Annotated in this window: 12 protein-coding genes; 6 read left to right on the forward strand and 6 right to left on the reverse strand. The window is 63.9% G+C overall.

Annotated elements, in window-relative coordinates; genetic code table 11:
• Positions 1-77: 77 nt before the first annotated feature.
• The 6 genes from traA to EP380_RS22030 all read left to right on the forward strand — a co-directional run bounded on the left by traA (position 78) and on the right by EP380_RS22030 (position 7,713).
• Complete coding sequence (traA, locus tag EP380_RS22005) at positions 78-3,383, forward strand: Ti-type conjugative transfer relaxase TraA (RefSeq protein WP_127600903.1); 3,306 nt, start codon at positions 78-80, stop codon at positions 3,381-3,383.
• Positions 3,380-3,913, forward strand: coding sequence for a conjugative transfer signal peptidase TraF (gene traF / locus EP380_RS22010; protein ID WP_127600905.1), 534 nt, complete (start codon positions 3,380-3,382; stop codon positions 3,911-3,913). The genes traA and traF overlap by 4 nt, the downstream gene beginning before the upstream one ends.
• A 4-nt stretch (positions 3,914-3,917) precedes the next feature.
• On the forward strand, positions 3,918-5,069 hold the full coding sequence (locus tag EP380_RS22015) for a conjugal transfer protein TraB (RefSeq protein ID WP_238719995.1): 1,152 nt from the start codon (positions 3,918-3,920) through the stop codon (positions 5,067-5,069).
• Positions 5,070-5,591: 522 nt separating this feature from the next.
• Positions 5,592-6,341, forward strand: coding sequence for a LuxR family transcriptional regulator (locus tag EP380_RS22020; RefSeq protein ID WP_127600909.1), 750 nt, complete (start codon positions 5,592-5,594; stop codon positions 6,339-6,341).
• An 83-nt stretch (positions 6,342-6,424) separates the two neighbouring features.
• On the forward strand, positions 6,425-7,084 hold the full coding sequence (locus EP380_RS22025) for an acyl-homoserine-lactone synthase (RefSeq protein WP_127600912.1): 660 nt from the start codon (positions 6,425-6,427) through the stop codon (positions 7,082-7,084).
• A 290-nt stretch (positions 7,085-7,374) separates the two neighbouring features.
• Positions 7,375-7,713 (forward strand): transcriptional repressor TraM, encoded by a 339-nt coding sequence (locus tag EP380_RS22030; protein ID WP_127600914.1) that lies wholly within the window; start codon positions 7,375-7,377, stop codon positions 7,711-7,713.
• A gap of 23 nt (positions 7,714-7,736) precedes the next feature.
• Here EP380_RS22030 and EP380_RS22035 read toward each other — a convergent pair whose 3' ends face one another.
• From EP380_RS22035 to EP380_RS22060, 6 genes are all read right to left on the reverse strand, one after another.
• Positions 7,737-8,441, reverse strand: coding sequence for an autoinducer binding domain-containing protein (locus EP380_RS22035; protein ID WP_164749958.1), 705 nt, complete (start codon positions 8,439-8,441; stop codon positions 7,737-7,739).
• An 80-nt stretch (positions 8,442-8,521) separates the two neighbouring features.
• Entirely contained in the window at positions 8,522-9,823 is a 1,302-nt protein-coding gene (gene trbI / locus EP380_RS22040) for an IncP-type conjugal transfer protein TrbI (protein WP_127600918.1), read from the reverse strand.
• Positions 9,820-10,287, reverse strand: coding sequence for a conjugal transfer protein TrbH (trbH, locus tag EP380_RS22045; RefSeq protein ID WP_127600920.1), 468 nt, complete (start codon positions 10,285-10,287; stop codon positions 9,820-9,822). The genes trbI and trbH overlap by 4 nt, the downstream gene beginning before the upstream one ends.
• Positions 10,288-10,290: 3 nt before the next feature.
• A complete protein-coding gene (gene trbG, locus EP380_RS22050; protein WP_127600922.1) occupies positions 10,291-11,115 on the reverse strand; it encodes a P-type conjugative transfer protein TrbG in 825 nt (274 codons plus the stop codon).
• A gap of 20 nt (positions 11,116-11,135) precedes the next feature.
• Positions 11,136-11,798 (reverse strand): conjugal transfer protein TrbF, encoded by a 663-nt coding sequence (locus EP380_RS22055; protein ID WP_127600924.1) that lies wholly within the window; start codon positions 11,796-11,798, stop codon positions 11,136-11,138.
• Positions 11,799-11,806: 8 nt separating this feature from the next.
• Positions 11,807-12,375, reverse strand: a 569-nt coding sequence (locus tag EP380_RS22060) for a TrbL/VirB6 family protein (RefSeq protein ID WP_476739147.1), incomplete at its 5' end; no start/stop codon positions are given.

Consider the following 12,375-nt stretch of genomic DNA (forward strand, 5'->3'; position numbering starts at 1 on the left):
TTCCGCGCCCGGCCCCGCCCGGGAGAGGCGTGGCCCTGCGGAACGCATGTCGTTCAACCGCCGGGATCGCAGTCACCGTGGCCATCACGCATTTCACGCCCCAGATCATCGGCCGCGCTGATGGGCGCAGTGCCGTGTTGTCGGCCGCCTACCGCCACTGCGCGAAGATGGAGCATGCGGCCGAGGCCAGGACGGTCGACTATTCCGGAAAGCGCAATCTCGCACACGAGGAATTCCTGCTTCCCGCCGATGCGCCGAAATGGGCGCGTGAGATGATCGCCGACCGCTCGGTCGCGGGCGCCGTTGAAGCATTCTGGAACAAGGTCGAGGCCTTTGAAAAACGCGCCGACGCGCAGTTCGCCAAGGAATTTATCATCGCGCTGCCGGTGGAACTGTCGAAGGCACAGAACGTCGCGCTGGTGCGCCAGTTCGTCCAGGAGCAGGTGCTCGGCCGCGGGCAGGTCGCCGACTGGGTCTATCACGACGATCCAGGCAATCCGCATGTGCATTTGATGACGACGCTGCGCCCCCTGACCGAGAGCGGATTCGGGGCCAAGAAGGTCGCCGTGATCGGTGCCGACGGCCAGGCGATCCGCACGAAGAACGGAAAGATCCAGTATCGTCTCTGGGCGGGCGAGAAGGCCGAATTCCTCGAGCAGCGGCAACGCTGGCTCGATCTTCAGAACCAGCACCTCGCGTTGGGCGGCTTCGAGATCCGCGTCGACGGACGATCCTATGCGGAGCGCGGCATGGACCTTGTGCCCACGACCCATATCGGCCCGGGCGCAAAGGCGATCGAGCGCCGGGCAACGCGCGAGGGCAGGGCACCCAGGCTCGAACGCCTCGCATCGCATGCGGCTGCGCGCGCGGTGAACGCCGAGCGCATTCAGGCCCGGCCGGAAATCGTGCTCGATCTCGTCTCACGCGAAAAGAGCGTGTTCGATGAGCGCGACATCGCCAAGGTGCTGCATCGCTATGTCGACGATCCCGGAACCTTCCAGCAGCTCCTGGCGCGGATCGTTCAAAGCCCGGATTGTCTGCGTCTCGAATCCGGGACGGTCGACTTTGCGACCGGCGCGCGCTTGCCGGACAAGCTCACCACGCGCGAGCTGATCCGCCTCGAGGCGGCGATGGTCTCCCGCGCGTCCGCGCTCGTGAAGGCGAAGTGGCTCGGCGTTCGGGAGAAGATCGTCGCCGACGTGTTCGCGCGTCACGACCGTCTTTCAGACGAGCAGCGCACGGCCATCGCGCACGTGACGTCCGGCGCGCGGATTGCGACCGTTGTCGGCCGCGCCGGCGCTGGCAAGACGACCATGATGCGCGCGGCGCGCGAGGCATGGGAGGCGGCAGGCTACACCGTGCTCGGGGGCGCGCTGGCCGGCAAGGCGGCCGAGGGCCTCGAGACGGAAGCTGGAATCCCGTCCCGCACACTTGCGTCCTGGGAGCTGCGCTGGAACGAGGCGCGCAACCGCCTCGACAACAAGACCATCTTCGTCCTGGACGAGGCCGGCATGGTCGCGTCGAAACAGATGGCGACATTCGTCGAGGCGGTGTCGAAGGCTGGCGCCAAGCTGGTGCTTGTCGGCGACGCCGAGCAGCTCCAGCCAATCGAGGCGGGTGCCGCCTTCCGCGCCATCGTCGAGCGCACCGGCTATGCCGAGCTGGAGACGATCTACCGCCAGAAAGACGCCTGGATGCGCACCGCCTCGCTCGATCTCGCGCGCGGCAATGTGACGGCCGCGCTCTCGGCCTATCGGGGCCGCGGCATGGTGGTCGGGGAGAGGCTGAAGGCTCAGGCGGTCGACAGCCTGATCGCATCCTGGAACCGCGAATACGATGCCGAGAAGACCACACTCATCCTGGCCCATCTGCGCCGCGACGTGCGTGAACTCAACCGGCTCGCCCGCGAAAAGCTGCTCGAGCGTGGCATTGTCGGCGAAGGCCATGCGTTTCAAACGGAAGAGGGGACACGGCATTTCGATGCTGGCGACCAGATCGTGTTTCTCAGGAACGAGGGCGCGCTCGGTGTCAAGAACGGCATGATCGCCAAGGTGGTCGAAGCCGGGCCAGGCAGGATTGTCGCGGAAATCGGCAAGGGTGCAGACAAGCGCCGCGTTGAAGTCGAGGAGCGGTTCTATCGTAATCTCGATCTCGGCTACGCCACCACGATCCACAAGAGCCAGGGCGCGACCGTCGATCGCGTGAAAGTGCTTGCCTCGCTCTCGCTGGACCGGCACCTGACCTATGTGGCGATGACCCGGCACAGGGAGGATCTCCAGCTCTTTTACGGCGCGCGGTCATTCCAGATCGCGGGCGGCCTCGAAACGCTCCTGTCGCGGCGCAACGCCAAGGAAACCACTCTCGATTATGCCGCCGGACGCTTCTACCGGCAGGCGCTCAGCTTCGCCAACAGCCGCGGACTTCATCTCATGCGCGTCGCCCGCACACTCGCCCGCGACCGGCTCGACTGGACGCTGCGCCAGAAGCGGCGCCTTGCCGATCTCGGCCGCAAGCTCCGCGCCGTCGGCGTCCGAATCGGCCTGTTCGACGCCACCCTGTCCGCCGTCCAATCGAAGAAGGAGGCCGAGCCGATGGTCAAGGGCGTGACCACATTCTCCAAATCCATCTCGGAGGTCGCAGCAGCGAAGGTCCATGCGGATAAGGAGGTCGCGAGACAGTGGGAGGAGGTATCCGACCGGTTCCGCCTGGTCTTCGCAGATCCGGAGGCGGCGTTTGGCGCCATGCGCTTCGACGCCATGCTCACCGATCGTGCAACAGCGTCAGAGCGGCTTGGAGTCCTTGCGCGTGAACCCGCCTCCATCGGCGCTCTGCGCGGCCGTGATGGGATTATGGCGAGCCGGGCGGATCGCGGAGCGCGGCGTGAGGCCGAGGCGAACATCCCGGCACTCGGGCGCGAGATCGAGCGCTACCTGCGTTTGCGCGAGGCGGCTACGCGCAGGCTCGAGGCCGATGAAACGGCGCTGCGCCATCGCGTCTCCATCGATATTCCAGCGCTTTCACCCGCGGCGCGTGTCGTGCTCGAAAAGGTGCGCGACGCGATCGACCGCAACGATCTCACGGCAGCGCTTGGATTCGCGCTGGCCGATCGCATGGCCAAAGCCGAGATCGACGGGTTCAACAAGGCGGTGTCCGAGCGGTTCGGGGAACGCACATTGCTGTCGAATGGCGCGCGCGACATCGAGGGCGCCCTGTTCAGGAAGGTGGCCCTCGGCCTGCCTGCGGCCGAACGCGAGAAGCTTGTTACGGCCTGGCCGATGATGCGCACGGCACAGCAGCTCGCCGCCCACGAGCGCACCGTCCAGGCGCTCAAGGAGACCGAGGCGCTGCGTCAGAGCCAGCGTCAGTCCCAGGTGCTCAAATGACCCGCCGGCATTGCGCACTCGCCATTCTCGGAATCGGCGCCGCTGCCGTGATCTGCCTGCTCGCCCTCGGCTACGTAGGCGGCCTGCGCATCAATCTTACCCCGAGCTACCCGCTCGGGATCTGGCGGATCGTGCCGCTCGACCGTGAGGTTGCAGTCGGCGATCTCATCATCATCTGCCCGCCGCCAACGACCGCGTTCACACTCGCGCGGCAGCGAGGATATCTGCGGTCGGGGCTCTGTCCGGGATGGCTGAGCCCGCTGATCAAGACCGTCGTTGCGACGCAGGGGCAGCGGGTTGAGATCGCTGGCGCGGTGAGTGTTGATGACGTGCCGCTGACCGGCTCCGACCTGCGCGTCGCAGACGCCGAGGGCAGGGCGCTCACTCCCTTCACCGGCGGCGTCGTGCCGCGCGGTCACATCTTCCTTCACTCTGATTTCGCAGGTTCCTATGACTCCAGATATTTCGGGCCGGTCCCGGCCGCCGGCGTCCTCGGTTTGGCCTATCCCGTCCTCACCATACACCCGTGACGTCGTGAAGACTGTCGGTCTCACGGCGGTCGCCGTGGCAGTCGGAGTGATCGGATGGAGCGGCAATCCCCTCACCCTTCCGCTCGCCTTGGTGTTTCCCGCCCTGTGGGCAAATTCTCCCTCGCGGACTGCGGCCGCAATTGTGTCGGCGGGATATTTCCTCGCCACGTCACGCGGTCTGCCACAGGGTGTTGTCAATTACTTTGGCAGCGGGATCGCCGAAGGTCTCGCGCTCTGGCTCGGCGCATCGCTCGCCTTCGTCGCCGTGCATGCTGTACTGTGGACATCGCGGCCCGGGGCGGGACGAACCCTTCGATATGCCGCCGCGGCAATCCTCATGAGCGTGCCGCCCTTCGGAATCGTGGGTTGGGCGCATCCGATCACGGCGACCGGGATCGTGTTCCCGGGCTGGGGATGGTGGGGCCTCGTGGCGGCAGCGATCAGCCTCCTCGCCATGACGACGAAGTTCTGGCCGATCGCAACGCTCGTCTGGGGAGGAGCGCTTGCCTGGTCCGCCGCAACCTGGACGGAGCCCAGCCTGCCCCAGGGCTGGATCGGTGTCGATACGAAATTCGGGGGTGAACGCGGCACATATGCCGGGTTGTTCCAGCATCGCGAGACGATTGCCGCGGTAAAGGCAGCAGCGGCCCAGGGCAACAAGATCGTGGTACTGCCCGAGGGTGCCGCCGGTGTGTGGACGCCGACCGTTGAACGCCTTTGGGTCCGTGAGCTCAAAGGAGTCGACGTCACCGTCAATGCCGGAGCGATCCTGGTTGACGGGCAGGGCTATGACAATGTCATGGTCGAAATCTCGGGCGAGGGAGCGCGCATCCTCTACCGAGAGAGAATGCCGGTGCCAATCTCGATGTGGCAGCCATGGCTAACGCTGATTGGCGAGTCCGGCGGCGCGCGGGCGCACTTCTTCGGCAATCCGATCGTCGAAACCGGCAGTGTGCGGTTGATGCCGCTGATTTGTTATGAGCAGCTGATTGTCTGGCCTGTCCTGCAATCGGCACTCTACGCACCCGACATCATTGTGGCGACGGGAAACGGCTGGTGGACAGACGGCACAAGCATCGTCGCTATTCAGAAGTCAGCAACCATTGCCTGGGCGCGGCTCTTCGATCTTCCACTTATCATGGCGTTCAACATCTGAGATGAGCAGATGACTAGCCGGGCTGTGCGGTTTGCGTCAGGGGACCGGAAACCGTATGCCGTGAACCAAGCTCAAATGGGGAAGTACAACCCGATCATGAGAGCATGTGCGAAGGTCTCGGATCTGATCACGCATACGCCTTGATTTTCTGCAGCCAATGTGCCTCTAAAAGATGACGGAAGAAGTCATCTTTATTCGGCCCAATTACCAATCTATTGAACACAAAGTACGTCTCCTCGACGCGCCGATCTAGAGCCGCCGCCATAGCAACCGAGCGTCCTGATGTTGGCGACCTGCGCGGCAAAGCTCTGCGCCATGTCGTCGGGGGCGTGCCCCAGGTCTTGAACGCGACCGACGATGGAAGGCAGCCAGCGGCCACCAGAACTTGAGCCGATTGGCCGCCCGACCGGCGGCTGGCTCGTATAGAATTCATCCCCGGGCAGGAATGTCGCCTGGTCCGGTTTTCCTTGATAGACGATCAGCGGTTGTACGCACTACAGCACTGCAGAAAGGGCGTTGAGCATGAACCGGCGAGATCGATACTCCGGTGATCTGGAACTTTTCGAACTGCTCGAAAAGCTTGGGGAGCTAACCGACGCGACTGGGATTCCCGAACTCTTGGGTAGGCTGCTCGACATCTATGGGCTGAAGACGGTGGCCTATCTGGGCTCTGGAGTGACTGCACAGCCTGGACAATCCCCCTATCTCGCAGTGACCTATTCGAACGAATGGGTTGATCACTACAAGGCCCAGCGCTTCGTCGATATCGATCCGACCGTGCAGATCGGTATGCGCCGTATGCTGCCGATCGACTGGGACGAGTTTGATCGGGCAGACGAGGACGTTCGGCGCCTGTTCGGGGAGGCAAAGGAGTTCGGCCTCGGCCGTCGTGGCATCTCCCTGCCCGTCCACGGCCAGCACGGTGATAGAGCGCTGGTCTCGATCACGAGCGACGCCAGCGATCGCGACTGGCGGTACCTCCGACTCCACTACATGCGCGACTTCCAAATGCTGGCGCTCCATATGCACCAGGCGATTCTGCGGTTGGAGGGGAAGACCGTGGAGCAGGCCAGGCTGTCCCCGCGCGAGCGAGAGTGCCTGTTGTGGGTAGCCGAGGGAAAGACGGCGTGGGAGACCGCCGTTATCCTCGGCCTGTCGGAGCACACCGTGCGCTGCTATCTTGAGAGCGCCCGCCACAAGCTTGGTGCCGCTAACAACACCCATGCGGTCAACAAAGCCGGCAAGGCTAGTCTGCTCACTCAACTGCCGTAAATCCGGCAGATGCGCCGGATTTCGAGGCCGTCTCCCGGGGTCTAGTTGCTTCAGCGTTTTTAACAAACGCAAGGAGCAACACCATGATCATCATCATCGAAGGCGCGGAGCGGGATCGTCACTCCACCCTGATTGACGAGATGTTTCGAATGCGGGCGACGGTATTCGCCGACCGGCTCGAATGGGATGTCACCGTCACAGATGGAAGGGAGATCGACCGCTTCGACGCCGAAGATCCCCTCTACCTGCTTTCGCTCGACGAACGGACCGGAGCGCTGCAGGGCGCGGTGCGACTGCTCCCGACCACCAGTCCAAACATGTTGCGCGACGTCTTCCCGGTTCTTGTGCCCGGCGGCGCCCCGGCGAGTCCCCTTATCTGGGAAAGCTCCCGTTTCGCCGTGAACCCTGCCACGTTCAACGCATGCGAACGCACAGAGGCCAACCATGTGGTCAACCGCACGACAATCGAGCTCCTTTGCGGCATCGTCGAGGTTTGCCAGCGGGCTGGCGTCGAGCACGTCGTATCCGTCTTCGACGCGCGAATGGCGCGAATCTTTCGCACGATCGATTGCGTCTTCGAGGTCATCGGCACCCCCACACGCATCGGCAGGACGATGACCTATGCCGGCATATTCGACATGTCGGACACCATGCGAAAGCGCCTGGGCGAAGCCGGCAGACTTCTCGCGCCTGTGCTGGCGAATGTAGAGCCGCGGCAGACCCCAATCCCCCGCCACGCCTAATCGACCCTCGCTTTTGTGACATGGTTCTCTGGTCGACGCGGCAACCATGTCCTATAAGGGCTCCGAGGCGGTACGCGCCGCCTTGGGGCTTAGAAACCCCACCACAGAGTAGGTGTCGGCTGACGCGACACCAAGGATCCTCTGGCCACGGCCGGGGGCCTGCGACGCATGTCCAGGCACTCGTGCTAAAGGTCGCAGGGACCGTCTGTGGCGGTTTTCTAACCCCCGGCTTGGGGTCATGGTCTTTATAGTTTGCGGGGGCGCACCGCGAACCAAGCCGCAGGGATTGAATGCGAACAAAACCAGACGTCGACATCGGACCCGGCCCGGCGGCGACATCCAGTGTCATCAACGCTCTCCTGGCCGAGCTGAGTGAGAAAGAGCTGGCACAGGTGGCCGTCGCGGTCATTCGGGAGAACAGGAGCCGGTTGCAGAAGGCCCAGGAGCTGTTCGAGGAGGTCAGCCAGCTTGACGCCGCCGGTTCGAGAGACGAGCATCTGGGGCAGTTGAGGCACGACTACCGGATCGCCATGCTCAACCTTCATGCGCAGCATCAGGTCGTGAGCCTGGTAGTCGAGCGCCTCGGGTTCGTTCCTGAGGTCGACGGGCAGCGCCCAGTGATCAATTAGCCGGCTAGCTGGCATGACCACGGTCATATTAGTCCGATTCGTGTAGCAATCGTACCTGCCTGCCGGTTGTTGGCGGCGCCCAGCTTGTTCGTAGCCGCGTCGATATAGGACCGAACGGAGCGATACGAGATGTCGAGCATGAGAGCGATATCGGCCATCGACATCCCCTCCGCGAACCAGCGCAGGCACTCAGCCTCGCGCGGCGATAGCCGGATGCTGGTCGCTAGCGACGCGTCGCCGCGTTCACCTCCCAGTCGGGAGTGCACGAAGGCGACGGAGACCGCAGCGGTGACCGGATCGATGTCCTCGCTCAGTTTCGATACAGGCCTCCCGCTCGCAAGCGTGAACACCATGCGATCCCTGAACCCCACGGGAATCGAAATCGAGATTCCAGACCTGATGCCGAACCGGTCGGCCTCGATGAAGAACCTGATCACGTCCCTTCGTCCGTTGCGCCGCGCCTCATCCGCCGACCATGAGAACAACGGCGGTCCGTGCTTTGCCTTGGTCACCACCGGATCGACCCGGATGAACTCCCGTTGCACATAAAGCTCCTGCCAGGCGCGCGGATAGTTCGAGACCGCGAAGCTCTCCGGACCACGAAGATAGAGATAGGCGAAGAAATCAAACCCTGTATCGTCCGCGAAATCCCGCAACGATCTGCGGGCCGCCCGCTCGTCAAGCGGCAGCGAAAGCCTGTCGATGAGATTGAGCAAATTGGCGTTCAATTGTGGGCGGGTCCAATGGCAAGCCCCGCGACAGAAGGCGTCCCTTCTGCACGGAGCGTTGAAAACGAAATGGGTCATCGCTACCGATACGACCCGGGGAAGACGATGTCCTGGTCGACGAGGACGTTGAACCGGTAGCCCGGACGGATCTCGAGTGTCGGCTGGACGTTGAGGTTGCGCGCGACCGTCTGCTCGGAGATTTGACCGAAGGTTTCGGCAAAGGAGCGCCTGGCGGCGTCCTCGGCACTGTTTGCCGTGCCGAAGCTATTGCGGTCCTGTGGCAGCATCATTTCCGTCCCGGCCCCGATCAGAGCGACCAGTATCGCCGAGCCGAACGTGCGCAGATAATGGTTGTCGACCTGGTCCCGGAACCCGCCATAGCCAGCCGCATCGGTCCCCGCCATGCCGCCGATCTGCAGCGTCGATCCGTTCGGAAAGATGAGATCGGTCCAGATGACGAGCACGCCGTCCTGTCCGAATGTGACCTCAGAATCGTAGCGGCCGAAGAGTTTCGATCCTTGCGGGATGAGAAGGTGCCGGCCCGTCGCGCTGTCGTAGACATTCTGCGAGACCTGAGCCGTGATCCGCCCGGGAAGGTCCGAGTTGATGCCCGTGACGAGCGTTGCCGGGATGACCGAGCCGCGCTTGAGCTCATAGGACGAAATCTGCTCGATGACCGGATTGGGAAGGTAACCAAGATCCCGAATGTCCTGATTGAAGAAGCGCTCCTTGGCCGCCTGCCCGTTCGCGTCCGTGGCGCCACCAACGCCCGCCTCCATGGCGGCGGCGTAGAGATCGAGCGCGCTCTGCGGCCGGCCAGCCGACGCTTGCGGTTCGCCAGGGGCCGCGGCCGTGCCCCCGGTGCTGTCAGCCGAAAGGTCGCGCAGGGAAACGGCAATCGGGGAATCAAATGCCGCGTCATTGGCTTGATACCGTGCCATGCGCTGACGGTGCAGCTCGCGCATGAGCTGTTCTTCTTGCTCTCGCTCGAGGCGTGCGCGCCATTGCTCTTCCGGCTCCAGCGCCTGCTCCTGTGCCTCGTCGGTGGGCGATGCCGGCGGCTCCGGCATGAACAGGTTTTCCGCAGGCTCGTCGGGTTCGGCTGGAGCCGGCTCGAACTGCGGCTGTGCCGGCTCCCCGATGATGCCGTCCGGCACACCCTCCTTGAGCTGATCGGCATGGGTTGAGGCCGGACGTGAACCGGGTGCGTCCGCGGAGTCGTCACCTCCGAGGCGGAGCCCCCTTGACGACAGGCCGTAGAAGATCGCGGCAAGGAAGAGCACCACGAGCACGATAGCCGCGACGATCGGAAGGCGATTGAGGCGGCGGATGCGCGGCCCGCCCGAGAGATCGGAACCACCCAGCTTGAGGCTCTCTGTCATTGCGGCTCACGTCCCTCGCGCTGCATCATCGAAAGCGGCGAGATCGGTGTCGCCCCCTCCCCGCCCAACTCGTACATGCGCGTGAGATCCAGTGCTTGGGTCGACAAGCGGACGAGGATGCTGCCCTCATACGCATCGACGACATATGCGAGGGCAACGGTGTTGGTCCCCTCCGTCACCTGATCCGTGGCGACCGCATAGCCCCAACCCTTCAGAGAGGACTCGAGCGCCTCGCCGAAAATGGAGCCGTCGGGTTTGAGCTGGATTGTCGTCGTGCCGGGACCGACCTGCTCGGCAAACCGCTCGACCATGTCCCCGGCTATCGAGGACGCCGCCTCCGGGGTGAGCTGTGCGGTCGCCGAACTCGTAACCAGACCCGAACCGCCAAGTGTCTGGCACCCGGCCAGCAGTGCCGCGCACAGGACGAAAGCCACCAGGCGAGCGTGAATCAAAGGACCGTGCATCCCCTACCCTCCCCGCCTGATCGTGATTTTCTCCTGGGCGCGGCCAACGCCGGAGACCAGGATCGCGCTGTCGATGTAATAGTCGACCACCATCATGGTGCCGTTCATGCGGTAGTTGACGATCCGGTTCTCGCCGCCGGAAACCACGAACAGCACCGGCGCATCCTGGCCCGACAGCGACGAGGGGAACTGGATGTAGGTTTTCTGGCCATCGCTGTAGATGCGGGTCGGCCGCCATCGCGCCGTTCCGCTCACTCGGAACGAGAAATTGAGCTGTTCCGCCGGCACGCCGGCGCCGGGCATAATGCTCGCCTCCATGCGCTCAGCGATCTCGGCAAAGCGGGCATTGACGTCTTCGGGATAATCGAACCCGACTCGCGCCATGTAATTCGTCTGATGGGACTTGAGCTGGATGTGGTACGTGCGCCGCGAGGTCGTCACCACCATCGAGGTGACGAGGCCGGGTTCCGATGGTTTGACGATCAGATGCACTGCCTGGCTGCCCGGCGCGCCCGACGTCGCCGGTTCGACCTTCCAGCGCACAGTGTCGCCGAGCAGCACATCGCGCACGATTTCGCCCGGCTGGAGTTCGATGTCGCACACCTGAAGCGGCGAGCAGACCACCGACGGCTGAATCTGGCCGAAGAGGAAGACGACCTTGCCGTCAGGGCCGTGCGTCACGACCCCCTGCCCTTGCTGCCACTGGCCCGAAAGGCTCGTGCCACGCTGTTCCGTGGCATCTAGGGGCTGCGCCAGGGCCGGCACTCCAATCGTCGAGAAAACAAGTCCGGTGCAAAGTGCTGCGCTCCGGAATTTGGAAAAATTCATGAAAGGGATCCTCCGGGCACTCACAGCTGCGCCGTCCAGTCGAAATTTCTGAGGTAAAGGCCGATCGGGTTGAGGCGGATGACCGCCTCGTCCTGGGGTGGCGTGAGCGTGACCGTGGCCACGCCCCGAAACCGCTTTACGTCCTGCTCCCTGCCCTGCCGGTCGCGCTCATATTCCGTCCAGTCGACCTGGTAGCTCTGGTTGGAGAGCGGCACGATGTTCGTGACCTCGACGGCCACCGTCATCGTGCGGGCGCGGTCGAATGGCGAATTCCCCCGGAACCAGGCATTGACCTTCTCCGTCGCCGGATCGGCGGTGCGCAGATGCGCATAGGTGCGGTCGATATACTGCTTCTGCACCACGGCATCGGGCGTGACCGACCGGAAATTGCTGACGAAGCTGCCGAGCGTGGCACGCACCACGCGCGGGTCGGCATATTCGATCTGTTGCGGGAAGCCGGCGCTCGCCGCCGTGCCGAGCCGATCGACTTCCACGATATAGGGCACCAGCTGCACCTGTGTGCTCTGATAGAGCGCATAGGAGAAACCGATCACTGCCATCAACATCCCGGTCACGCCGACGATGCGCCAGGACGCGGCCGCTTTCACATACGACCCGTAGCGTTCGTTCCATTCCTGGCGCGCGGCAAGGTAGGGATTTTCCGGTGGGCTCTTTGCGGCCATGGTCTACGTCACGCCTTGTCGTCTGCTGATTTTCTTGTGGTGGGGCGGTCCTGGCTCTGGTCGAGCTTGGAATTGGCGAGGCCAAGCGTCGATGCGCCCCAGGTGCCGGGAACGCCGATTGCCTTGTCCCGGCCGGCCGAGGCGAGCGCGGAGCCGGCGGCACTTGCGCCGCTGGTCATACCCTTGAGCGCAGCCGCGCCGAATGAGCTGCCGGCCGCCCGTGCGTCGGAGTAGGCCGAGGCCCCTGCCCGCGCCCCGCCCCAGGCCAGCGCAGCGCCGCCGGCGGCCATGGTCGCGGCCTGGCCGCCGTGCCGGATCGTCTCCATGCCGCCGGTCACCGACACGCCCTGCACGACGCCCTGGACGATGTTGGGGACGTACATGGCGATGACGAACACCACAACGGAGATACCGCCGATGGCGAGAGTCGAGAGAAACTCGTCGGTGCCCGAAGGTGAGTTGGCGAGATCGATAAGGACTTCCGAACCGATGCGCGCGATCATCACCAGCGCCATCAGCTTCATGCCGACCGAGAAGGGCCTGTCGCAAATTTTCTTGGTTAACGGCCTGTTGACCA

This window comes from Nitratireductor alexandrii, assembly GCF_004000215.1.
Classification (GTDB): Bacteria; Pseudomonadota; Alphaproteobacteria; order Rhizobiales; family Rhizobiaceae; genus Mangrovimarina; species Mangrovimarina alexandrii.